The 24,185-nt window shown below is 34.0% G+C and carries 26 protein-coding genes; 21 read left to right on the forward strand and 5 right to left on the reverse strand.

Features of this window, described 5'->3' with window-relative positions; genetic code table 11:
- Positions 1–268 precede the first annotated feature (268 nt).
- The 15 genes from CHHT_RS02240 to CHHT_RS02310 all read left to right on the forward strand — a co-directional run bounded on the left by CHHT_RS02240 (position 269) and on the right by CHHT_RS02310 (position 15,394).
- Positions 269–2,347 carry a dynamin family protein gene (locus CHHT_RS02240; protein ID WP_034963443.1) on the forward strand — a complete coding sequence of 693 codons (2,079 nt, stop codon included), beginning with the start codon at positions 269–271 and terminating at the stop codon, positions 2,345–2,347.
- Positions 2,341–4,140 carry a dynamin family protein gene (locus CHHT_RS02245; RefSeq protein ID WP_034963445.1) on the forward strand — a complete coding sequence of 600 codons (1,800 nt, stop codon included), beginning with the start codon at positions 2,341–2,343 and terminating at the stop codon, positions 4,138–4,140. The genes CHHT_RS02240 and CHHT_RS02245 overlap by 7 nt, the downstream gene beginning before the upstream one ends.
- A 182-nt stretch (positions 4,141–4,322) precedes the next feature.
- Positions 4,323–5,192, forward strand: coding sequence for a hypothetical protein (locus tag CHHT_RS02250; protein ID WP_034963446.1), 870 nt, complete (start codon positions 4,323–4,325; stop codon positions 5,190–5,192).
- Between the two features lie 32 nt (positions 5,193–5,224).
- Complete coding sequence (nosZ, locus tag CHHT_RS02255; protein ID WP_034963448.1) at positions 5,225–7,819, forward strand: Sec-dependent nitrous-oxide reductase; 2,595 nt, start codon at positions 5,225–5,227, stop codon at positions 7,817–7,819.
- Between the two features lie 234 nt (positions 7,820–8,053).
- Positions 8,054–8,821 (forward strand): hypothetical protein, encoded by a 768-nt coding sequence (locus tag CHHT_RS02260; protein ID WP_034963450.1) that lies wholly within the window; start codon positions 8,054–8,056, stop codon positions 8,819–8,821.
- The gene (locus CHHT_RS02265) at positions 8,818–10,032 is read left to right on the forward strand and encodes a nitrous oxide reductase family maturation protein NosD (protein ID WP_034963452.1); all 1,215 of its coding nucleotides are present in this window, start codon (positions 8,818–8,820) and stop codon (positions 10,030–10,032) included. Before CHHT_RS02260 ends, CHHT_RS02265 begins: the two co-directional genes overlap by 4 nt.
- Positions 10,025–10,708, forward strand: coding sequence for a 4Fe-4S dicluster domain-containing protein (locus CHHT_RS02270; protein WP_074898821.1), 684 nt, complete (start codon positions 10,025–10,027; stop codon positions 10,706–10,708). Before CHHT_RS02265 ends, CHHT_RS02270 begins: the two co-directional genes overlap by 8 nt.
- Entirely contained in the window at positions 10,705–11,241 is a 537-nt protein-coding gene (locus tag CHHT_RS02275; RefSeq protein WP_034963454.1) for a c-type cytochrome, read from the forward strand. Before CHHT_RS02270 ends, CHHT_RS02275 begins: the two co-directional genes overlap by 4 nt.
- The gene (locus tag CHHT_RS02280; protein WP_034963455.1) at positions 11,238–11,687 is read left to right on the forward strand and encodes a c-type cytochrome; all 450 of its coding nucleotides are present in this window, start codon (positions 11,238–11,240) and stop codon (positions 11,685–11,687) included. The genes CHHT_RS02275 and CHHT_RS02280 overlap by 4 nt, the downstream gene beginning before the upstream one ends.
- Positions 11,688–11,692: 5 nt before the next feature.
- Entirely contained in the window at positions 11,693–12,589 is an 897-nt protein-coding gene (locus CHHT_RS02285; RefSeq protein WP_034963457.1) for a NapH/MauN family ferredoxin-type protein, read from the forward strand.
- Positions 12,590–12,598: 9 nt separating this feature from the next.
- The gene (locus CHHT_RS02290; RefSeq protein ID WP_034963459.1) at positions 12,599–13,243 is read left to right on the forward strand and encodes an ATP-binding cassette domain-containing protein; all 645 of its coding nucleotides are present in this window, start codon (positions 12,599–12,601) and stop codon (positions 13,241–13,243) included.
- Positions 13,240–14,067, forward strand: coding sequence for an ABC transporter permease (locus CHHT_RS02295; protein ID WP_034963460.1), 828 nt, complete (start codon positions 13,240–13,242; stop codon positions 14,065–14,067). Before CHHT_RS02290 ends, CHHT_RS02295 begins: the two co-directional genes overlap by 4 nt.
- Positions 14,064–14,519 (forward strand): nitrous oxide reductase accessory protein NosL, encoded by a 456-nt coding sequence (locus CHHT_RS02300; RefSeq protein WP_034963462.1) that lies wholly within the window; start codon positions 14,064–14,066, stop codon positions 14,517–14,519. The genes CHHT_RS02295 and CHHT_RS02300 overlap by 4 nt, the downstream gene beginning before the upstream one ends.
- 9 nt (positions 14,520–14,528) lie before the next feature.
- Positions 14,529–14,972 carry a hypothetical protein gene (locus tag CHHT_RS02305; protein WP_034963464.1) on the forward strand — a complete coding sequence of 148 codons (444 nt, stop codon included), beginning with the start codon at positions 14,529–14,531 and terminating at the stop codon, positions 14,970–14,972.
- 32 nt (positions 14,973–15,004) lie between these two features.
- Positions 15,005–15,394: a YbgC/FadM family acyl-CoA thioesterase gene (locus tag CHHT_RS02310; RefSeq protein ID WP_034963466.1), complete on the forward strand. Its 390-nt coding sequence runs from the start codon at positions 15,005–15,007 to the stop codon at positions 15,392–15,394.
- Here CHHT_RS02310 and CHHT_RS02315 read toward each other — a convergent pair.
- From CHHT_RS02315 to CHHT_RS02335, 5 genes are all read right to left on the reverse strand, one after another.
- Complete coding sequence (locus tag CHHT_RS02315; protein WP_034963468.1) at positions 15,334–16,563, reverse strand: hypothetical protein; 1,230 nt, start codon at positions 16,561–16,563, stop codon at positions 15,334–15,336. The genes CHHT_RS02310 and CHHT_RS02315 overlap by 61 nt on opposite strands.
- Positions 16,560–17,183 carry a uracil-DNA glycosylase family protein gene (locus CHHT_RS02320; protein ID WP_034963470.1) on the reverse strand — a complete coding sequence of 208 codons (624 nt, stop codon included), beginning with the start codon at positions 17,181–17,183 and terminating at the stop codon, positions 16,560–16,562. The genes CHHT_RS02315 and CHHT_RS02320 overlap by 4 nt, the downstream gene beginning before the upstream one ends.
- A 38-nt stretch (positions 17,184–17,221) precedes the next feature.
- Entirely contained in the window at positions 17,222–17,695 is a 474-nt protein-coding gene (locus tag CHHT_RS02325) for a GNAT family N-acetyltransferase (RefSeq protein ID WP_034963471.1), read from the reverse strand.
- Positions 17,696–17,761: 66 nt separating this feature from the next.
- Positions 17,762–19,048, reverse strand: a complete 1,287-nt coding sequence (locus tag CHHT_RS02330; protein ID WP_034963473.1) for an ammonium transporter — start codon at positions 19,046–19,048, stop codon at positions 17,762–17,764.
- An 11-nt stretch (positions 19,049–19,059) separates the two neighbouring features.
- Positions 19,060–19,398, reverse strand: coding sequence for a P-II family nitrogen regulator (locus tag CHHT_RS02335; RefSeq protein WP_034963475.1), 339 nt, complete (start codon positions 19,396–19,398; stop codon positions 19,060–19,062).
- Between the two features lie 196 nt (positions 19,399–19,594).
- Between CHHT_RS02335 and rpmH the strand changes: the two genes are divergently transcribed.
- The 6 genes from rpmH to mnmE are packed head-to-tail and all read left to right on the forward strand — an operon-like array spanning position 19,595 to position 24,170.
- The gene (rpmH, locus tag CHHT_RS02340) at positions 19,595–19,729 is read left to right on the forward strand and encodes a 50S ribosomal protein L34 (RefSeq protein ID WP_034963480.1); all 135 of its coding nucleotides are present in this window, start codon (positions 19,595–19,597) and stop codon (positions 19,727–19,729) included.
- A 15-nt stretch (positions 19,730–19,744) separates the two neighbouring features.
- Positions 19,745–20,077, forward strand: a complete 333-nt coding sequence (gene rnpA, locus CHHT_RS02345; RefSeq protein WP_074898820.1) for a ribonuclease P protein component — start codon at positions 19,745–19,747, stop codon at positions 20,075–20,077.
- Positions 20,074–20,427 (forward strand): membrane protein insertion efficiency factor YidD, encoded by a 354-nt coding sequence (gene yidD, locus CHHT_RS02350; protein WP_034963561.1) that lies wholly within the window; start codon positions 20,074–20,076, stop codon positions 20,425–20,427. Before rnpA ends, yidD begins: the two co-directional genes overlap by 4 nt.
- A complete protein-coding gene (gene yidC, locus CHHT_RS02355) occupies positions 20,427–22,001 on the forward strand; it encodes a membrane protein insertase YidC (protein ID WP_064019655.1) in 1,575 nt (524 codons plus the stop codon). Before yidD ends, yidC begins: the two co-directional genes overlap by 1 nt.
- Positions 21,988–22,860 (forward strand): Jag N-terminal domain-containing protein, encoded by an 873-nt coding sequence (locus CHHT_RS02360; RefSeq protein ID WP_034963483.1) that lies wholly within the window; start codon positions 21,988–21,990, stop codon positions 22,858–22,860. Before yidC ends, CHHT_RS02360 begins: the two co-directional genes overlap by 14 nt.
- Complete coding sequence (gene mnmE / locus CHHT_RS02365; RefSeq protein WP_034963486.1) at positions 22,857–24,170, forward strand: tRNA uridine-5-carboxymethylaminomethyl(34) synthesis GTPase MnmE; 1,314 nt, start codon at positions 22,857–22,859, stop codon at positions 24,168–24,170. Before CHHT_RS02360 ends, mnmE begins: the two co-directional genes overlap by 4 nt.
- Positions 24,171–24,185: the final 15 nt, after the last annotated feature.

Genomic DNA, 24,185 nt, shown 5'->3' on the forward strand with positions numbered 1-24,185 from the left:
TTAATATTAGAAAAAATTACAGTATGGCTGTTTTTTGTTTTACGTAGAAATTTCAATCTTTTGCCTAGTAAAAAAATGTAAATGAAACAAATTCTAAAAAACAGCGTGAAACGCTCAATATAGGATAAAAAATGATGATAAACGTTATTAGAAATTTTTATGTTTATTTAGATTATACTTAGATTTTGAATTTAATTTAACTTTTGAATTTCTATATTTTTTAAATTTAGATATGATAAAATCAATCAGCTTAAAAATAGGACAAAACGTGAATGATTTTTTAGAGCATAATTGGGGTGTTAAAAAACTTTATATAGATCCGAATTTCAGTATATTTGTAGATGAACAAACTGCTAGTGTGATATTAAGCGTGAGTGCGAAAAATTACGACAGATATATGTTGCTTGAGAGTTTTAAAACCATTTTTGACACGGTTAAACTTGAGTTAAATGAGTATAGCGTCCAGCTTATGCAAACAGGAATACTAAATGGCATAATAAATTTAAAGATCAAATTAGACGAAGTTTTAAACGGACTTGAGGAGCTCAGAAAAAATGACGTTTTGGATTTTATTTCTTTTAAATTTATAAGCGAATATCTTTCAAATTTAAAGCTCGTAGAAAAACAAAATAGCGTTTTAAAAAAAGAAGATCTGACGTTTTATAAAAATATAAATAGTCTAAATTTGATCTGCAATGAGCTTAAAGCCTTAGATGAAAGCCATATAAAAAGGCTAGAAAATGCCGAAAATAGTGCAAACAATTCTAAATTTTATATAGCAGTAACTGGTGTCATAAACGCAGGAAAATCAAGCACTCTAAACGCAATGATCGGTAAAAAAATTCTCGGCGTTTCAAATGTACCAGAGACTGCAAATTTAAGCGTTATAACTTACAGTAAAGATGAGTTTGCAAAAGCAGTGTTTTGGAGTGGAAACGAGCAAGAAAGTATGGGACTTGAGCCTAAAAAACTGCAAGATCTAAAGGTAGATGTAAGCGAGCTCGTAAAATATACAGGTGCCTCAAGTCCGCTCGCGCCTTACGTGAAGCAAGTGATTTTAGGAGTGGATTTACCTATGCTTCGAGATGGAATAAACATCGTAGATACCCCAGGGCTTGATGACGCAGTAATCCTAAGAGAAGAGCTAACAAAAGCTTATATGCAAGAGAGCGACTTTACGCTTCATCTTATGAACGGTGCTCAAAGCGCTACAAAAAAAGATATGAGCTTTATAGTAAATACGTTAAAAAACTCCAAAAGTGGTGGGCTTATAGTGGTTTTGACTCACATCGATAAACTAAGCAGCAATGATCAAGCTGAAGTTTTAGAATACACGAAAAAAAGTATTGCCGCTGAGCTTAAAGAGTATGGATTTGATGAATCTCTTGCTTTGGATGTTAAGTTTTTCTTAGTTTCTGCGGTAAAAAATATCGGCATAGAAAATCTTAAAAATTACCTTTACGAGAGCTTTTTTGGAAGTAACTCTAAAAAAGCAAATTTGATCATAGAAAACTACAAAAAAGAGTTGCTTTACATAACAAGGCTCATAAAAGAAGATGTTGATTTTAAGCTTAGAATGCTCGGCGAAAACAGAGTTTTAGCCAAAGAAACTATGGAAAACTTAAAACTTAGTCTATCAAATTTAGAAGAAGATCTAAACTCTCTAAAAGCACAAATGAACGAATTTATTAAAAAGCTAGACTACTCTTTTAGTGAGCTTAGTTCTCTAAAAAGTATAAGTTCTAAAATAAAAAATAGAATTATAAGCGATGTGAAGTATGCTAGGGATAGAAAACAAAAAGTGAATTTTGATAGGCTTGGAGTTATCTGTGAGAGCGGATTTAACGATATGTTTATAGATCTTTTTAGGGAATTTGGTTTAGTCATAGCTAAAGATATAAACTCGCTTTACGAAACGGCAAGGATTAAATTTAGCAGTGATGATTTTACGCTAAATTTGCCTAAAACCAAAGAATATTTAGATAAGAATTTGCCTAAGTTCAGCTTCACACAGCTAAAGCAAGATCTCTTTTCTGCAGTAAAAAACGTAAGCGATATGGAGATTTTGAGCCAAAAATTGACAACGCTTTTTGATGAGTTTATAGTAAATTTAAATTTACCAAATGAGCTTAAAAAATTAAGCCTTGCTTGTTCTAAAGAGTTTATGGATGGTTTGCAAACTTCACTTCATCAGACATCACAAAGTCTAAAATCGAAAGAAAAAGAGCTTTTAGATATGCTTAGCGTCGCTAAAGCAGATGAGGCGCAGCATAGAGAAGATAGGGCTTTGTTAGAGTCTAAATTTGAAAAATTAGAAGAAATTTACAATAGGATAAGTGCGTGTTAAAAGAATTTATAAAAGAGTATAAAGCTAAATTTGAAATAAGTTTTGATAGTGGTTTTTTAGGGCAGTGGCAAAGATTTCGCGCACTTTTAACAGAGCCTAAGTTTCATCCTAGCAGACAGCTTTTAGCTAGATTAAATTTACTAAACTCTCTAAATCACGAACCGCCACTCATCGCCGTAGTAGGGCAGTTTAGCAGTGGAAAATCCAGCTTTTTAAATGCTCTTTTAGGACGCGAGATCTTGCCTACTGGTGTAGTTCCGGTGACTGCAAAGCCTACTTTTATAAAATACGCTCCAAATTTTATGCTCAAAGCACTTTATAATGATGGCAGCGAAGAGTACAGAGATATAGATGAACTTGCATCTTTTGTAGATCAAAGGCTATCTTTAAAAGGTGTCAAGTCTTTGTATATCTACGCACCAAACGAGCTTTTAAAAAAAGCTAGTTTTATAGATACACCAGGGCTCAACTCAAGAAGTGATGCTGATACGAACGAAACTAAAAAAATACTAAAAGACGCCACCGCGCTTATATGGATAAGCCTTATTGACAACGCCGCAAGAAGCACGGAGCTTGAAGAGCTAAGCTTAGTACCAAGATCTTTAAAGCTAAACTCCATCTGCCTTTTAAATCAAAAAGATAAACTTAGTCAAACTGAGATACAAAATGTTTTAAATCATGCTAGTATTACATACAAAGACTATTTTAGCGGTATTTTCGCAGTCTCATCTAAACTAGAGATAAAAGGGTCTAAGGATAGCGGTTTTGAAAATGTTTTTAAATTTATTGATAGATTAAACGATACAAAGCAGGAATTTATAAAGGCAAAATGCGAAGAATTAAGAGATTCTAGCATCGCACAAAATGCGAAATTTATAAATATATTAAGCGAGTTAGAGACCGTTTTTGATGAGTTTTGCTTGTCGTCAAATGCTAAGTTTGAAGAGCTAAAAAGTGCGTACGGGGATAAATTTAAACTTATGTTTGAAGAGGTAAAGCAAAACTCTTATTTTATTGCAAATGAGATAAATAAATCTTTGATAAGTCAGAAAAAAGAGTATTTCAAAGAAAAAACTACCGTTTTTGGTAAAAAGATCTATGAAAAAGTAGAGTATGAAAGAGTGATCTTAAACTCAGACGAAGTGCTTTCAAAACTCATCTATAATGATGATAAAATGAGCAAAATATTTAGAAAATTCAAAAAAGAGTTAGGAGAGTTTGAGACTGTCATAAAAAGTGACTTAGAAGCTATTTTCGAGACTCTTAAAGATAGGGTTTTGGGTTTTAAAGCCAAATATGAAAGCCTTAGAAAGAGTGATGAGTTTCATTCTGACGTACTTTTTGCCGATATTCGCAAGTTTAGTAGTGAAGTTTATGCACGGTTTTTGAATGAATTTGAAAAAACGCTTTTTAAAAGCTATGCTAAACTCGGACTATTTTTTGAAAAAATCAGTATAAAAATAGCTACAAACTATGAAAACGCTATAAAACTTGCTGTATTTTTCATAGAGCAAAAATGCCTTAAAGCAAGTAGCGATTACGAGAGCGATCCTTTGGCTTTTTCTTTGTACTATCCTAAGCTTGATGAGATAAATGAAAGAGTGCTTGGCTCACTTGGTTACTATGAGTTTGAAAATGAATTTATAGGAAATAGGGCGTTTATCATTAAATTTATAGATGAAATTTCATCTTGCTTTGCGTGTATCAAAGAAGAAAATCTAAAGCATATCAACGACGTAAAAGATATTTATCTTAAAAATATAGATGAGCTAAAAAGTGATTTAATAAAGTAAATTTAATTAGTCACTTTTATGCTTTGCATTAGTTTGTTTATATTTTATTTAATTACTAAAATATAACTATATATTATATTGATATGTGTAAATTTGTAAAAAGAATATTTAAATTTGATCAATATCAAGCATTATAAATGATAAATATGCTATAATTATCAACTATAAGGAAAGATTAAGTTATGTGTAAGTATGTCTTGATATTTTTTCTGTTTACCCAGTTTATTTTTGGTAAGTGCGAGTTATTACAAAAAGCTAGCAATGACATTTTAAGTGTTGATTGTAGCCAAAATCTTATAGCTTATAACGATGGCAAAACGCTATATATCAAAGAAGCTAATAGCGCGAAAAATTTATTTGATCTAAAAGCAGGATCTGATGAGATAAGCGTAGTAAAGATTTATGATCAAAATGTTATAGTCGGTTTTGATAGTGGCTTTGCTATACAAACAAACATCAAAGGCTTTCAAGAAACATTGCTAGATCCTTTAAAAACAGGAGTTTTTGAGCGAGTTACTTCGATAAACTTAATTAAAGATAAACTGATTTTTACCTTAGGCAATAGCCATATAATCATATATGATACTATAAATAAAATTTATAAAAAATCAGACATTAGTCTGAATTCAAAGATAATCGCGACGAAATTTATAAACGGCTCTTTATTCATAGCTTGTTACGATAGAAATCTTTATAAATTCGATCTTGCTACTTTAAAACAAAGTCATATTTTAAAAGCTTCAAATTTGATAACTTCTATAGAAGAATTGCACCAAAAACCACTTATCGGCTTGATAAATGGAAAACTTATCTATGAGCAAAAAATTTATGATGTAACGCAAAATCAGATAAGTGCTTTAAAAGTGAAAGATAAAAATATTTATGTGGGGGATTCTCGTTCAAATTTATATATTTATGATTCTGATTTAAATTTAAAAAACAAAACAAAGATAGGCGATGATACTATTTTTGGAATATTTATTGAGAATGGTGGCATTGTAGTTTTATGGAATGTTACTATTTTCGCCTGTGATTTTAATGGTATTAAGTAAATTGATACAAATCTTTTAAAAAGGAGAGTCTTATGAGTAGTTTTTTAAAAACGCCTCTAGCACTGAGTGCTGGCTTATGTTTGAGCTTAACTTCAATGTTTGGCGCAAACGAACTTGAAACTATCATGAAAGAGCGTAACTTGAGCGAAAAAGATGTTCTAGCAGCTGCTAAAACATATCAGCCAAGCGGTCGTAAGGATGAATATATCGTCTTTAGTTCCGGCGGACAAAGTGGACAAGTTATAGTATATGGTGTCCCATCTATGAGGATTTATAAATACATAGGCGTATTTACTCCAGAGCCATGGCAAGGTTATGGTTATGACAACGAGAGCAAAGCTATATTAAAAAGCGGAGCTATCAGAGGTAAAGAGATAAGCTGGGGAGATACTCACCACCCGAATTTCACTGAGAAAAACGGCGAATACGTTGGAGATTATCTATTTATAAACGATAAAGCCAACCCTAGAATGGCTGTTATTAGTTTGCACGACTTTGAGACAACTCAGATCGTAGTAAACCCTATTATGAAAAGTGAGCACGGCGGTAGCTTCGTTACTCCAAATACCGAGTATGTTATCGAAGCTAGTCAGTATGCAGCTCCTCTTGATAACAACTATCACCCGATAGAAGAGTATGAGGCTGTTTATAGAGGCGCTATAACATTTTGGAAATTTGATTATCCAAAAGGCAAGATAGACGAGAAAAAATCATTCTCACTTGAACTTCCTCCATATATGCAAGATCTAAGTGATGCAGGTAAGGGCGAGTCTATGGGTTGGGGCTTTACAAACAGCTTTAACTCAGAGATGTATACAGGCGGTATCGAAAAAGGACTTCCTCCGTTTGAAGCAGGTATGAGTAGAAATGATACTGACTATATGCACGTTTATAACTGGCAAATTTTAGAAAAACTTGTAAAAGATCCTAAAAATTACAAAATCATAAATGATCATAAAGTTATTCCTATAAGTGTTGCGGTTGCGAATAATGCTTTGTTCTTGATCCCTGAGCCAAAATCTCCACACGGTGTAGATGTAAGCCCAGATGGTAGATACATCATAGTCGGCGGTAAGCTAGATACTCACGCTAGTGTTTATGACTTTAGAAAGATCAAACAACTTATCGACAATAAAGAGTTTGTGGGTAAAGATCCATTTGGTATTCCTATCTTAGATATGAAAAAAACTCTTCATGGACAAGTTGAACTAGGTCTTGGACCACTTCACAACGCTTTTGAAGAAAAAGACGGCATCATTTATACATCTTTGTATGTTGATAGCCAAATCGTGAAATGGGATTACAAAAATCTAAAAACATTAGATAGGGTAAATGTTCATTACAACATAGGTCACCTTGATACCATGGAAGGTAAATCAGCAAAACCTGTTGGTAAGTACGCTTTAGCGCTTGATAAGCTTTCAATCGATAGATTCAATCCAGTCGGTCCGCTTCATCCGCAAAATCACCAACTTATCGATATAACAGGTCCTAAAATGGAGCTTATCTATGATATGCCTATCCCATTAGGTGAGCCTCACGACGTAATTTCTATAGCAGCTAGCAAATTAAAACCTGCTATGACATACAAAATGGGTACAAACTCAAGAACAGGCGAGCAATCAGTCGGTATGACTCTAGCTGGTCAAGAAAGAGTAGAAAGAAACGGTAAAAACGTAACTGTATATGCGACTTTGGTAAGAAGCCACATAAACCCAGAGCATATCGAGGTAAATAAAGGCGATAACGTTACTATCTACTTAACAAACCTAGAGCGTGCTCAAGATGAGACTCACGGTTTTGCAGTTGATCTATATAACGTTCATGCTTCTATCGAGCCAGGTAAAACAGCTAGTGTTAGCTTTGTAGCTGATATGGAAGGTGTTTTCCCTTATTATTGTACTGAGTTTTGTTCAGCTCTTCACCTTGAGATGATGGGTTATTTATATGTAAAAGATCCAAACAAAAAGTACGAGTCTGTTAAAAAAGCTAAACTAAAAGAGCTTAGCCCAGCAGAGCTTCAAGCAGAGTATAAAAAAGTCATCGAAACAAATAAAGCGACTGATGATGTTATCCAAAGTGTTGTTGCATTCTTAAAAGAAAAACACTTCGAGAAATATCCAAAAGTTAAACAACTTGTTGAAGATGCGCTTGATCAATACGGTAAAATAGCCGAAGTTAAAGCAAAAGCCGATGAGGCTTATAAAAAAGGCGATGTAAATGGCGCGATACTTTGGGAATACCAAGTATGGCAATATATGGTAAAAACAGCTGACGTTGGTTTAAGAGCTAAAAATAACCTTACAAAAGCACTTGCAACACCTATGAGCAAAGTTCAAGCTCGTGGCGAAGAAGCGTACCTAAAAGGCGGATGTAATGGTTGTCACGTCATCGGTCAAGTAAGTTCTGGTCCGGATCTAACAGGCGTTTTACTAAGACACGAAAATGCTGAACAATGGGTATTTGATTTCATCAAAAATCCAGCTTCTAAGTATGAAGAAGATTACGTAAAAGCTATGATAAACTACTTTAATCTTAGAATGCCAAATCAACATATGACAGATCAAGAGATCAAAGACATCATCGAATATCTAAAATGGATCGATGAGAATGCTGGTTTAAATTAATTTTAGCTTACCTTTTAGGTAAATTTGAGATCTTTGCTCTATGAGATTATCTTATTTTGAGTTAAAGATCTCAATAGAATTTACCTTAAGGTATATCTGAGATTTGCTTAGATCTAAATTTGGCAAAGTGTTTTTATAAGATGCTTTGCCATTAAACTCAATCAATACATAAATTTAAATTTATCATTAAACTATTTAGTTTAAGGCTAAATTTAAACAAAAAAAGGAAGAAAGATGAAGAAGTACCAAATTTACACCGTGCTAGCGCTTATATTGATGACGATCGGATTTACTATTCCAGTTATCGCATATCACGGAATGGGCGATAAGATAAAAAATGGGGTAAATTTACCTAGCTATGTTTATCCTGTGTATAATCTATACACAAAGATACAATACAAAAACCATCTTATGCCAGAAGATGTTAAATACAACCTTGCAAAGATGATAGAAACTAGGTCTGAAATAGGCGTTCCTAGTCTTCCTATTTGGTATGTTTCACTTGAAGCTCCAAACTATCCAAAAGAGGCATTTCCAGATGGAATCCCTGTGTATTTTCACGTAGATGGATATAGTGGCGATGTGCATGAGATGAATACTATAAATCACTATATCGGAATGTATCCTATGGAACACGGTGGCAACGTTGAGAGAGCTATAGCGCCTTATTATCTACTAGTTGCGACTATATTTATGCTTTTATACCTATACTATGATGGCAAAGGAAACTCTCTTTTACTTATACCTACTATCATAGCTCCGGTGTTATTTATGAGTGCATTTGTAGGTTGGCTTTACTGGTATGGACACAATATGCAAGAATGGGGTGCATTTAAGATCAAACCGTTTATGCCAACAGCCCTAGGAGATGGAAAAGTAGCTCAATTTACAACTCATTCATATCCTACTATAGGCTTTTGGGTGATGATGGCTATGAGCATACTTTGTATTTTAGCTATATTTTCAAAGAAAAAGTATCTAAAAGATAAGGACGCTGCGTGAGAAAAATTTGCTTTTTAGTCTTTGCTTTTAGCATTTGCTTGGCAAATCCTTTACAAGATGCTATAAATAGCGCTAATGACGGAGACGTTATAGAGCTAGGAAGCGGGGTTTATCAAGGAAATATCGTTATCACAAAACCCATAACTATAGATGGCAAAGATAGAAAAGCGATCATAAGAGGAGATGGCGACTCAGATGTTATAAAGATAAAAAGCTCTAACGTCAAGCTTCTAAATTTAACAATTGAAAATAGCGGCTGGTCTCATACTACTATAGATTCTGGTATAAGCTGCGACTCTGCTAATGGCGTAGAGATATCAAACAACTCTTTAAAAGATACTCTTTTTGGTATAAATTTCAAACAATGTAACGCCTCAAAGATAACAAACAATCTAGTTACTTCAAAGCCTGTTGATCTAGGACTTAGAGGAGACGCCATAAGGCTTTGGTATAGCCATGATAATCTAGTAGAAAATAACCATATCTATAAAAGTAGAGATATGGTTGTATGGTATTCGAGCAATAATATCATAAGAAAAAATTACGGCGAATATGGTAGATACTCTTTGCATTTTATGTATGCGGGTAAAAATTTAGTGGAAGAAAATATATTTAAATATAACTCCGTTGGGATATTTTTTATGTTTTCTTCTGGATCTTTAGTCAGAAATAACCAAGTCTTAAGCTCTACTGGAGCATTTGGCGTAGGTATAGGTATGAAAGATACTAGTGATTTTGTGATTGAAAACAACATACTTTCATACAATGCAAGAGGTCTTTATCTAGATCAGTCGCCATTTCAGCCAGAAACTATAAATAAATTTACAAATAATCAAATTTTATACAATACCGTAGGAATTCAGTTTCATGCTACTCAACATAAAAGTATATTTTTAGAAAATGACTTTATAGGTAATATGGAAGTCGCTATAAATGATACTCCGGGATCTAAAATAGCCAAAAACGAGTGGAATAAAAACTATTTTGACGATTATGAAGGATTTGATAGAAATAAAGACGGCATCGGAGATATAGAGTATAAAAGCTTTGCGTATTTGGATTCGCTTTGGCAGTATTATCCAAATTTAAGATTTTTTTATGGAAGTCCCTCAATGAGTATTTTAAATTTTATAGCAAGACTTGCTCCGTTTTCCGAGCCGGAGCTCTTGATCACGGATCCAAATCCAAAAATGGAGCCTCATTATGAATAGAAGGGAATTTGCCGCTTTTAGTATAGTAGCTCTTAGCGGTACAGCCATAACAGGAGTTTTGGTAAATAAATTTCATAAACCAAGACTTCATTTAAGACCGCCAGGTAGTGCAAAACACTTTGAGTCATTGTGTATAAAATGCGGGCAATGTGTCCAAGTATGTCCGTATCATAGTATAGATTTATTAGGCGTTGATGATGGTATAAACTTAGCTACTGCTTATATAGATCCTAGTAAAAGAGGTTGCTATCTTTGCGATCTTTTCCCTTGTGTTCTAGCCTGTCCTAGTGGTGCTTTAGATCACAATACCACGACTATCGCAGACGTAAGTATGGGCGTTGCAGTCGTAAAAGACTTTAGTAAATGTTACGCAAATTTAAACAAGCAAGTTTCATCTAAAGATGTAGAGCATCTGCTTGCTAGAGAAACTTTCAATGAAAGAGAAGAAAAAGCAAAACAGATCATAAGTGATAATGTAGGCAAGGCTTGTTCTTTGTGTATCGATGAATGTCCGGTAAAAGGTGCTATAAAATTTATAGAAATAGACGCAAAACTAGTTCCAAAGATAGAACCGAGTTGTGTTGGCTGCGGAGTTTGCGAGGAAGTCTGCTTTGCTAATGTTATAGAAATACTTCCAGATAAAACTTATAACGAAATTTACAAGGAAAACTCATGAAAAAATTAGCTATATTTACGGTCTGCGTACTGTTTTTTATAGGTTGTTCTGATGAAAAAAATAGACCAGAAACAAAATCCGTAGATCAAAATCAGACTTCTATTACTATCAAAAAAGGCGATGAAAACGCTAGTGGTACAAACAAATGGATCAGTTATGATATGGACGGAGCTAAAAATATCAAATTTGGCATAGGCGATGATAGCAATGAGACTACGAAATCCATCGGAGCTTTAGCTATGAGGCGTTCGCCTCTGCAAAGTATAAATAAAGCTCTCATTCGCGGTCAGCTTAGCAAAAACTTTATCACGAAATGCTCGGCTTGCCATGATGATTATGCAAATGGTATCATAGGACCATCTTTGCTTACAAAAAGTAGTGAAGAGATCTTTGATATGATAAAAGCTTATAAAACAAAGACAAAAGTAAATGTTTTGATGGCTGATCTAGTAAAGCCTATGAGTGATAAAGAGATAAATGGTCTTGCTAATGAGATAAGTGAATTTAATGCACAATTTAGGAGTAAAAAATGAGTATAGGAAAAATAATAGCGTCTATTTTGGGCGTTTTGGTTGTTGCTTTGATGTGCTATATGTTGCTTAGCGGTGATGGTTCATCTGTGGCAAAAGATAGCACACCTAAGGTAGAAAAACAAGAGGTTAAAGTCGTACAAAAAGAGGAAAATAGCTTCCAAACAAGTGATGAGTTAAATAAGATAAAAGAGCTAAAGCAAAGTGTTGCTCCTACAAATGACGGCGTTAGTAAGCTTTATTTAAAAAGCTGCGCTCCATGCCACGCAAAAGACGGTAAAGGCGTGATCGCACCAAGTATAGTCGGTAAAACAAAAGATGAATTACTAGTGTCGCTTCATGATTATAAAGCAGGTAAAATGCCAAATAGTTTGATGAAAGGACTTTTAGACAACATCAGCGATGAAAATTTGACTATTTTGGCTGATGAGATATCTAAATTTAAATAATCGATATGAACAAATATAACGAGCGTCAAACAGTAGCAAACGCCGGTTTTTTCAGTACGTTTATAAGCACGACAAAAGATGGAAAAAAACGCCCGAGTATAAGATTTTACCGTTATTTGAGTATGTTTTTAGTCCATCTCTTTTTTGTTTTGTCTTTCGTAGCCGACGTACAAGTCTTAGAAGGCGATATAACCGGATCTAGAATGATAGGATTTCACTTAGCAGATCCGTTTATCACTACAGAAGTTATACTCTCGCGCAATGAATTTCCTATAAATTTGCTCATAGGCGCGATCACGATTTTATCATTTTACGTGATTTTTGCTGGACGTGCATTTTGTAGTTGGATCTGTCCATATAATTTTTTTGCTGAGATAGCAGAAAGACTCAACGCAAAGTTAGTAAAAAGTAAAGTCATCAAACAAAGAGAATTTGATCCAAAAATCAGATATGTTTTTCTTTTGGCTTTTTGGGTTTTGAGTTTTGTCAGTGGATATTTGATATTTGAGATTTTCAACGTTGTTGGCATAGTTTCTAGATTTATCATATATGGCTATAGCGCGGCTATTTGGTGGGTTATTTTGATATTTTTAGGTGAAGTTTTCTTTAGTAGAAGGTTTTGGTGTAGATATGTCTGCCCAGTAGGAACGTTTTATTCTATCTTATCTAAATTTAGAGCTATAAAGATTAGTTGGAATAAAGAAAAATGCGATCACTGTGCTGTTTGTATGGACGTCTGCATAGTGCCTAAAGTTCTTGAGATGACTAAAGCAAAAAATAAAGATGCAAACGGTACTACATTTAGCGTCGTAAGCGGGGATTGTACGCTTTGTGGAAGATGTATAGATGTATGTCACCAAGATGCGCTTAGCTATGAAAATAGACTAAAAAAATTATTATAAGGACGTGGCTTGATACAAATCAGCAATATAACAAAAAAATTTGGTAACCAAATAGTTCTAAATGATATAAACTTAACCATAAAAGACTCTAGTAAAGTGCTTATAATGGGTCAAAACGGAGCTGGAAAATCAACCCTTATGAAAGCGATACTAGGCGAACTAGTTTGTGATAAGGGAAGCATAACTATAGATGGTATAGATCCGGTAAAAGATAGGAAAAACGCTCTTAGATTTTTAAGCTTTGTACCGCAAATGCCGCCTCCTCTTAGGCTAAAAGTATCTGAAATTTGCGAGTATAGTATAAGCTCGACTAGCTCAAGCCTAGATGATATAAAAATGTATTTAAGAGAGCTAGAGTTTGACTATGATAGCGAATGCAAGAAACCGTTTTATAAACTTTCAGGTGGTATGAAACAAAAAGTTTTGATAGCCATAGCGCTTGCAAGGCACTCAAAAACTATAATGTTTGATGAGCCAACGGCAAATCTAGATCCAGAAGCCAGAGATAAATTCTTGCAAATTTTAGGTTCTAAATTTAAAGATCATACGCTTATTTTCATATCTCATAGACTAAGTGAAGTAAAAGGTATAGTAGATAGAGTCATAGAAATGGATCTTGGAAATGTGATAAAAGACAGTAAGGACGCGCAATGAAAAATCTACTTTTGATAGCAAAGATCGACATAAAAGAGTCGTTTCGTTCTAAATGGTTCTTGCTTTATTTATTTGCTTTTGCAGGGCTTATAGCTACGTTTTTTGTAACAGGGGTAGTAGATAGTAGGGTTGCTGGATTTAGTGGGCTTACTAGAATGCTTTTGCTTTTTATCCAAATTTGCATTATCATTTTACCTATATTTATCCTTATAACAACAGTTAGAAGCATAAGTTCTGATAGAGAAGCTGGTGCTCTTGAGTATCTGCTTAGTTTTCCTTTGTCACTAAAAGAGTATTATTTTGGTAAGGCTTTAGGTAGGGCTTTTACGGTATTTTTACCTATGCTTTTGGCTTTGGTTTTATCGCTTTTTATAGCAATATTTAAAGGCGCTACTATCCCTTGGGATGTGTTTTTTTACTATACGTTGTTGCTTTTGGTTTTGTCTTTTGTATTTTTATCGTTTGGTTTTTTGATATCAAGCCTTATAAAAAGCAGCGAACTTGGTCTTGGATTCTCTTTTTTGTTTTGGTTATTTTTGTTGGCGTTTTTAGATCTTGCTCTTATAGGGCTTATGATGCAAAGTTCTGTAAATGAAAATATCATATATATCATATCTTTAGCAAATCCTGTGCAAATTTTTAGGATAGCGGCGATTAGCTTGTTTGATCCAAATTTGGCTGTTATCGGACCGGCTGCGTATTTTATACTCGATGGTTTTGGAAGAGTCAGCTTTTTGATTTATTCTGTGATTTATCCTATAATACTCGGAAGTATTTGTTTTATTTGCGGATATTTATGGTTTTGTAAAAAGGATTTGGTATGAAAAAAATTATATTTTTTATATTATGTTTTGGTTTGGCTTTGGGTGCAAATTTAAAAGACAGCGAATTTTTTAAAGACGTAAATTCTACTTGTCCTATTAAATTTATAGATGTATTTTCTCATCCTGATTGGATATCTGTTTTGGAGTATAAAAATGGTGAGAAAGTTCTTTTTAGCTCAGTCAAACCTATGTTTCATTATTTTTACGTTAGCTCATATAAGCACATCTCACCGCTTAAAAAGATGTACGTTACGGACTTTAAAACAAAAAATTTAATAGATGCGAGTGATGCTTTTTATGTTTTTGGTAGTCGCATAGTAAGTGCTAGTGGAGATGATCTAATACCGTTTTCAAGTATGGAAGATGCTAAAGAATTTATGGATAAAAACTCAGGACATAAGATACTGAAATTCAATGAGATAACAAAAAAATTGATCGATTATTTAGACTAAAGGTAAAATATGAAAAAAATTCTTTTACTTTCATTTGTAGGTGTCACGTTAGGTCTTGTTTTTGCTTTTATTTTTAATAGTCCAACTAAAACAAGCAACCGCGTAGTAGCCCAGTCAAACATAACTTGCGATCTAAATTTAGATAGTTGCAGTGTTCAAAAAGATGGTAAAACAATAACTTTTTCTTTCTATCCAAGACCTCTTAGCGCTATGACGCCAGTAACTCTTAAAGTAGAGGGGCTAGGCGGCGAGTATAAAAATTTAAACGCTCAAATTTATGGTATAAACATGGATATGGGAACCATAAAAGCGGCGCTTGAAAAAAGGTCAAATATCTATATGGGAAGTATCGTTCTTAGCTCGTGCGTAGTTGCTGTGATGAACTATCGCTTAGAGCTTTATGAGGGCGATAAACCACTTGGAATTTACATCGACTTTGATCTTAGGAGCTAGATTTTAGTATAATACACATAAAAAGGAAATTTATGCGTATAAGAATTTACTATGAAGATACCGATGCTGGTGGGATAGTTTACCATTCAAACTATATTAAATTTTGTGAACGTGCTAGGAGTGAGTTTTGTTTTACAAACGGTGTCAAATTTAGCAAAGATAGACACTTTGTTGTTACGAAAATACTTGCTAATTATATCAAGCCCGCAGTTTTAGGCGATATGATAGATGTAAAAACTAAAGTAAATAAAATCGGCAAAGCAAGTATGATCTTAGATCAAGAAATTTTCAGAGTCGCTTCATTAGAAACTCAGTGTTTTGAGCTGCTCTTCACAGCTCAGATAACAGTGGCTTTTATGTGTCATGGACGAGTAGGAAAGATGGGTGATGAACTTGCTTCGCTATTTGCGTCTAAGCTGTAAAAGCCAAATTGATTGCTTTTCATTATCTTTGTATCATAAATAACTTGATTGTTTTGCACTTTTTCATCAAACAGTGAGCTTGCGTCACTATTTATAAATTTAGTATAGATATAATCAAACCCGAAAGTAGATGAATAAGCAACCCAGTCGTACTCTATGTTTTGTCCTAAGATGGCGTTATTTGAAATGATCTCATCGTCGATTTTAGATATGGAGTTTGCTATGTACATATTTTTTCTATCATTTGGTTGAGTTAGGCTCAAAAGAGCGTTGTTGTAGTTGATCTGAGTTGAAAGTAAAGTGTTTGGATTTAGATCAAATACTCTAAATTGAGAGCTAAGAAGCGCTGTTTTTATGAGAGGAGTATTTAAAAATATAGACGAGTTTCTAAGTCTAGAGTTGTTTTCAAGAGTAGGTTTTAGATCAAGCTTGTTTCCGCTTATCTCTTTTGTGTATACTGGCGTACTAAGGTTGTTTATATAGCTGTTTAGCATATTTCCTAGCCTACTACCGTCGTTAAATACGGCTATTTTTTGGTTTGAATAAGAGAGTAGTTTTTTTATCTGATCTTCATAGTCGATACCACCAAATATCAAATTTTTTGCTGCTAAATTTGTTGTTTTTGAATTTATAGTAGGTATATAAAATATCATATCTGAATATTTTGGATCTGAGATGACGTTTAGTCCGGTGTTTGTTAGCGGAGCTATGACATATCTAAAGCCCCCAGCTCTTGCTTTTAGTAGAGCAGAGTCGATATTTGCACTCGTTTCATTTTGAGATAGGAAGAATTCGATATTGCTACTAAGACCTCTTTTAATAGCGTATGACAATATAGCGTTTGTAACTATGATAGAGTAACTTTTTATGACTTGTTCTGGTAGTAAAATGGCTATTTGCACTTCTGCGGTTGATGGATTATAAAAATCATTTCCTGAATTCAAAAATACAAAAAAGTTTCTAAGCTCTTCATTTGCCTGTTTTTCATCATATCTTGTTAAAAAGCTTATATAAAGTTCGTCTTTTATAAGTTTTTCAAGGCATTTTGTATCACAAATTTGTGGATCTAAATTTATATAAAAAATTTGAGCAGGCGGGATATCTGAGAGTTTTTGGGTTTTTGCAAAAAGTATGGCTATGCTTATAAATAAAACTACTATTTTTTTCATTCATATCCTTTTAATTTTTCTAAATCTTTTTTAAAATCATTCATATAGCTTGGATTTTTCTTTATCCACTCATGCGAGTAAGTCGGGAGTATGAAATGATCTTTGAACTCAAAGATCCCGCCCCTTACGCTTTCAAACGCACAAATGCATTTCGTAATATAAAAAAACGTCTCTTGCCCAAGTGTCACTATGATCTTTGGTCTTACTAGTTTAAGCTCGTGCTCGAAATACATTTTGCATTGTTCATACCAAAGTTCTTTATCTAGTCCTGAAGTTTTGCATTTTATCAAAAACGTAAAATAGACAGCTTTTTTATCTATATTTACTTCTTCTAAAACTTTAAAAAGTTCATCATCTATGGCAGATCCGGTTTTATCGCTACTTGAATTTGGACTTTTGGCAACTAACATTATATTTGAAGCGCCTTTGCCCAAAACAGCGTGAGTTCTGCTTTTGCAAAGCTCACAGAGATTGCAATTTTTTATGTCTTTATTTAAGATATCTAAATTTAAAAAACCATTTTTTTCTATTTTCGGATTATAAATTTGGTTTTTATCTATAAATTTATACCCGAGAGCTTTGTAAAAATAGAGGCTATAAAGTAAATTTTGGCTACTCATCGTAATACTATCTAAAAGCTTTTTAAATACATATAAATTTAGATATCTGCTAGTTTTATCAAATTTTGACCATCAACTCTTAGGCTGATCCATTCATCAAGCGTTTTTGCACCTATTTTTTTATAAAATGCAAGGCTTGGCTCATTCCAGTCTAAACACGCCCATTCTAGTCTACCGAGATTTTCATTTATACAAATTTGAGCTAAAGTTTTTAGTATTTTTTTGCCTATGCCTTTGTTTCTAAATTCTTTTTGTATGTAAAGATCTTCGAGATAAATTCCGCCTTTTCCTAGAAAAGTAGAAAATGAATAAAAATAAATAGCGTATCCTATTATATTGTTTTTATATTCGCAAACAAGCGCTTTTGCGTATTGTTTTTCAAAAAGAGATTTTTCGTAATCATCTTTCGTAAAAGTGATTTGATCTTCCATATTTTCATATTTTGCTAACTCTTTTATAAGATTTATTATGGAGTCTAGGTCTTCTTTTTTCGCTTCTCTTATTTCAAACATAATGTAGCCTTTTTTGGAATTTAAGGCTACATTATATCATTTTTTAGGTTAATATTATAAGTCTTATTAGCCCAGTCTTTCACCGTGGCTTACTATATCTAGTCCTTCTCTCTCTTCGTCTTTAGATACTCTTAGCCCTATAGTTTTATCTATTATCTTTAGTATGATGTAACTTATGGTTCCACTATATATGACAGTGATGACTACGCCTATTATCTGAGTGCTTATGCTTCCTGTAGCTCCACTTATAGCTTCGTCGCAAAACACGCCTGTTAAAACGGCTCCTACGATCCAGCCGATTCCGTGTATGCCAAAAGCATCTAAACTATCATCATAATTTAGCTTTCTTTTTACTACAGTAACTGCGTAATAACAAGCTATAGCAGTAAGAATTCCTATAGCCAAAGCCCCGCTAGTTCCTACAAATCCAGCTGCTGGAGTTATACCTACTAGTCCGCAAACAGCTCCACTTGCAAATCCAAGAGCAGATGGCTTGTTCTTATAGATGATCTCTAAGACCATCCAAGTAAGTGCGCCTATAGCTGTTGCGACTTGAGTCGTAAGCATAGCCATACCGGCTCTTGCGTCCGCTGCTACTGCGCTTCCTGCGTTAAATCCAAACCAGCCAAACCAAAGCATCGCAACGCCGATGAGTGTTAAGACTAGATTGTGTGGAGGCATAGCTTCTGTTTTATACCCAAGGCGCGGTTTTAGCATAATAGCTCCTACTAGACCTGCTATACCAGCATTTATATGTACCACGGTACCTCCTGCGTAATCAAGTACGCCATGACTAGCCAGCCAGCCGCTTCCTTCCCAAACCCAGTGAGCAGTCGGTGCGTAGACTGCCAAAACCCAAATGGCTATAAATAAACATAAGGCGCTAAATTTGATCCTTTCGGCAAAAGCTCCTGTTATAATAGCGCAAGATATAATGGCAAAAGTCATTTGAAATACGATAAATACGGATTCTGGTATAGAGCTTGCATTTGGATGTACGCTTAAAAGTGCGTCACTACTAACAACGCTTACTCCGTTTAAAAATAACCTATCAAATCCTCCTACAAAAGAGTTTCCTGACGTAAAAGCTATAGAGTATCCTATGACAACCCAAAGCACGCTTACTATGGCTACTGTAGTATAGTTTTGCATCATAGTAGCTAGGATATTTTTCTTTCTGATCATTCCTGCGTAAAACAGAGCGATACCAGGCATAGTCATAAATAAAACCAAAGCAGCACTTATCAGTATCCAAGCAGTATCGCCGCTATTTATCTTATCAAATGAAGTCATCCAATCGTCTGCGCCAAAAAGTGGAGCTAAAAATATCGATAAAATTGTGATCTTTTTCATTTCTCTCTCTCCTATAGTGCATCGCTACCGCATTCGTTTGTGCGTATTCTTATGACTTCTTCTAAATTTGTGATAAATATCTTTCCATCCCCAGTAGATCCTGTTTTAGCAGAAACTATGATAGCATCAACGATCTTGTTTGCATCACTATCTGCTGCTGCTATTTCTACTTTTAGTTTCGGTACGTAATTTACCAAATACTCAGCTCCACGATAATTTTCTATGTGACCTTTTTGCTTTCCGTACCCTTTCACTTCTGTGATAGTTATGCCGCAAACACCTATTTTGTCGAGCTCACTTCTAACATCCTCAAGCTTATGAGGTCTTATGATCGCTGTTATAAGCTTCATTTTTTCCACCTTTCAAATTAGATTTTCGAAATTGTATATAAAATATTATAAAAGAAAACTTAAATTAAAAAAAATAATTAGTAAAATTAAAATTTACTTTTGATGAGCTATCATTATCCGCAAAATTTAATTTAAAAGGTTTTTTAAGTAATGATTTGATAAAATCCAAAACTTAATTTATGACAAAAGGAAAGTTATGAAAAGAACTTATCAACCACATAAAACTCCTAAAAAGAGAACACATGGTTTTCGCGAGAGAATGAGAACTAAAAACGGAAGAAAAGTGCTAAATGCTAGACGTGCAAAAGGTAGAAAAAGATTGGCTGCGTAGCAGTAGTAGGCAAACTTGATTATAGGTAGGTTTGGCTCTATTAGCGATAGCAAGGAGTTTATGCATGTATATCAAAATGCTAAAAAATGGCATTGTGATTGTGCGGTTGTGTATTTTTTGGAGTCTAGTTCTACTAAATTTGCTGCAATTGCCAGCAAAAAAGTAGGAAAAGCAGTGATCAGAAATAGATCAAAAAGACTTTTAAGGTCTGCTTTTTATAGTTTTGGCAATGAGCTAAAAGATGGCGTTTATATTTTGATAGCAAAAGCAGGGCTTGAAAAATTACCATACGATAGGATTCAAAAAAGTTTAAAATGGTCTTTAAAGAAAGTAAATTCCATATTATGATTTCAAATTTTATAAAAATATCTGTATGGAATTTCGTCATTTTATATAAAAAATACTTTTCTCCAGCATTGCCGGCGACTTGCCGCTACTATCCAACCTGTTCAGAATATGCTTTGTGGCAACTAAAATATAATAATACTTTTTATGCTATAGTTGCTATTTTTTTAAGGATTTTAAGGTGTAATCAGCTGTTTCGTGGCGGCATAGATTATCCGATCGTAAAGAGAAAATTTGCGCCTTATACTATCTTTTCAAAAAATAGGTTTAGCAGACTGAACTTTTGGTTTGTTCCTTATGGAAAAGATAGATTTTATATTATAAAAGTATTTGATTCATTAAAGGAAACATAGTGTTTGATCAACTCTCAACCCAAAAAAGACTTCTTATAGCAACGGCTATCTCTATACTATTTTTTATCGCTTATGATTATTTTTTTATACCAAAACAACAAATCGCAGATATAAATACAACCACTACTACGGCGTCAAATGCTCCAAAAACAGACGCAGCAAATGATATAACAAAAGAAAATGCACCTATCTTTACTAGTAAAAGTATAGTAAGTATCAAAGGCAAGACATACAACGCTACGATAGACGAACTAGGTAGGATTAGTACTTTCGTACTTGACGAAGCTAAATTTAAAAACGAATCTGGTGAGCAAATATCTTTGATAAGTCCAAAGAACTCTCCGCTACCTTTAGAGGTTAGATTTTCTGATAAGGCATTAAACGATGCAGCTTTTAAGACAAATTATGTAGCCAACATTTCAGAAGTGGATGCTGCAAATGGAGCTGCTAGCGTTACGCTAACTCAAAACTTAAATGACTTGATACTTACAAAAACTATCACGTTTTATCCTCTTGGCTCTTATGATGTAAAAGTTGAGCTCAGTAAAAATGAGGACTATTTTATAACCCCAGGATTTAGACCAGACGTTATAGCAGACGGTTATACTGTGCATGGAACGCTTGTTAGAAAGGCAGATGGTAGCCTAGATATCTTAGAAGATGGAGATATAAAAGGCGATGAAAGAATACCAGGAGCTGATATAGTAGCTAGTAGTGATAGATACTATACTGCTTTATTTTTTGAAACTAATAAAACTTTAGACGTTTATATGCAAAAAGATGCGAAAGATAATACTATAGCTTTTGTAAGAGGCACTCAAAATTTCAGTGCAAAAGGCTATATAGGACCAAAAGATCATAAAATACTAAAATCCATAGATCCAAATTTAATAGATGTTATAGAGTATGGTTGGTTTACTTTTATAGCTAAACCTATGTTTTTACTGCTTAGCTGGTTACATACTTATATAGGAAATTGGGGTTGGGCTATCGTAGCTATGACTCTTATAATAAGAATAGTACTATTTCCTTTGACATACAAAGGTATGGTTTCTATGAATAAACTAAAAGATCTTGCTCCAAAAATGAAAGAGATCCAGACAAAATACAAAGGCGATCCGCAAAAAATAAATGCTCACGTTATGGAGCTTTATAGGAAAAACGGTGCAAACCCTATGGGTGGTTGTCTTCCTATATTGCTACAGATCCCTATATTCTTTGCTATATATAGAGTTTTGTTGAACGCGATAGAGCTAAAAGGGGCTGAGTGGATACTATGGGTAAAGGATCTTGCGATTATGGATCCGTACTTTGTGCTTCCTGTACTTATGGGTGTAACTATGTTTGTTCAACAAAAGATCACCCCTACAAACTTTACTGATCCTATGCAAGAAAAGATTATGAAGTTTTTACCTTTGATATTTACATTTTTCTTTGTAACTTTCCCAGCCGGACTTACGCTTTATTGGTTTATAAACAATCTTTGTTCTGTTGTGCAACAAGTTTTCGTAAATAAAATCTTTAAAAAACACAAAGAGCAAGCTGCTTTGGAGAAACATCATGAAAACAACTGAAGTAACTGCGCCAAATTTAGAAGCGGCTTATAAACAAGCCGCAAAAGAGTTGGAATGCTCTGTGATGGAGCTTGATATAGAAATACTTCAAAGACCAAGAGCTGGGATATTAGGTATGTTCCATAAAGATGCTATAGTGCGTGCTTCATACAGCGATAAAAGACAAAAAGAGCATTATAAACTAGGGCAAAAGACAGAACATCTAGATAGAAAAAAAGATAAGAAAAGACGCAAACCACATAGCGAAAAGCCTATAGCCGAGGCGCAAAAAGAACCAGAACCGATCAAGCAAGTAAGACAAAAAAAACTCGAAATGGATAATTCTATCTTCGATACGTTTCATAAAAGCGATGAAAATGAAGTCGTAGAAAAAAAAGAGGCTAAAAAGCAAAATCCTATATCGCAATATTTATTAGATCGTATCAAAGAAGGGCTGATAACTATTTTTAAAGTCAGTTGCTACAACATAAATGTAGTAGAAGTCAGCGAGTTCGACGAAGATACTGTATTTATAAAGCTAGACGGAGAAGACGCGGCGCTTCTCATAGGAAAAGAAGGTTATAGATACAAAGCGGTTTCTTATATACTTTTTAATTGGATAAACTCAAAATATAACTTAAATATTCGTTTGGAAATAGCCCAATTCCTGAAAAACCAAGAAGCTGGAGTAGGCGCGTATTTAGTTAGTGTTATAGAAAGAGTGGAATCTTCAGGCAGAGCTCAGACAAAACCGCTTGATGGCGTACTTGTGAAGATAGCTTTAGAGCAGCTTAGAAAGCGTTTTCCAGATAAATATGTAGGTATAAAAACTAGCGATGATGGTCGCTATGTTATCGTAAATGATTTTTACAAAAAATGAATATAGTCGCACTTGCTACTGCTTATGGAGTAGGTAGCATATCTATCATAAGGCTGAGCGGAGCGAACTCTTATGAGCTTGCTCTAAAGCTTTGTAAAAAACCACTCACACCAAGACAAGCGCATCTTAGAAAATTATATGATAGTGAATCTAATTTTTTAGATGAAGCTATCGTCATATATTATAAAGCACCTTTTAGTTTTACCGGAGAAGATGTTGTGGAGTTCCAAACTCACGGCGGTTTAGTAGTAGCAAATTTAATCATAGATGAGCTTTTAAAGCTAGGCGCTAGAGCAGCTGGTCCTGGAGAATTTAGCAAAAGAGCTTTTTTAAATTCAAAAATGGATCTAGCCAAAGCAGAAAGCATACAAGCCCTGATAAATGCTAGAAGCGAGGGTGCGGCTAAGATACTAGCTAGAGTAATGAATGGTGAGCTTAGCAATTTTGTAGGTTCGCTCAGAGATGAGTTAATAAAGATCCTAGCTTATACCGAGACTTGCATAGACTACGCCGATGATGATCTACCTGCCGATATTTTAGATAAGACTAAAGAGTTTTTACTAAGTGCGAGTAAAAAATTAGAACATATAGTTCATATATCAAATTCAAAAAAAGGTTTGATAGACGGCTATAAAGTCGCTATCATAGGCAAACCAAACGTCGGTAAAAGCTCTATACTAAACTCATTGCTTCACTACCAAAGAGCTATCATAAGCGACATCCCAGGAACTACTAGAGATACCATAGAAGAGCAGATCAAAGTAGGAACTCATCTTGTTCGCATCATCGACACAGCAGGCATCAGAGAGACAAAGCAAAATATTGAAGCCATAGGCATAGAATACTCAAAAAAAGCGGCAAATGAGGCAGATATTGTATTTTGTGTATTTGATAGTTCAAAGAAAAGTAGTGAAGAAGACACACAAATACTAAATTTTATATCGAATTTAGATAAAAAAGTCATTTACGTCTTAAATAAAGCCGATCTTGATTTTAAATTTGATATAGATTTGGACGCTATAAAAATATCGGCTAAAACAGATACTACTGCTTTAAGCTTAGCACTTGAAGAGTATCTAAATTCTCAAGATACAAATGAGATAATGCTTAGTTCAAACCGTCAAATAGCATCTTGTGAAGAGGCAAACGCAGCTCTTCTTAGAGCTTTTGATCTGTTAAATGAAAACCAGCTTGAACTTTTTGCTTATGAGCTAAATTTAGTAATCGAAAAAATAGGAAGTATCACTAAAAAAATGGAAAATTCAGAACTACTTGACGCTATGTTTAGTAATTTTTGTTTAGGAAAATAAATTTATAAAAAAAAG

This window comes from Campylobacter hyointestinalis subsp. hyointestinalis (assembly GCF_013372145.1).
In the GTDB taxonomy this organism is placed as follows: domain Bacteria; phylum Campylobacterota; class Campylobacteria; order Campylobacterales; family Campylobacteraceae; genus Campylobacter; species Campylobacter hyointestinalis.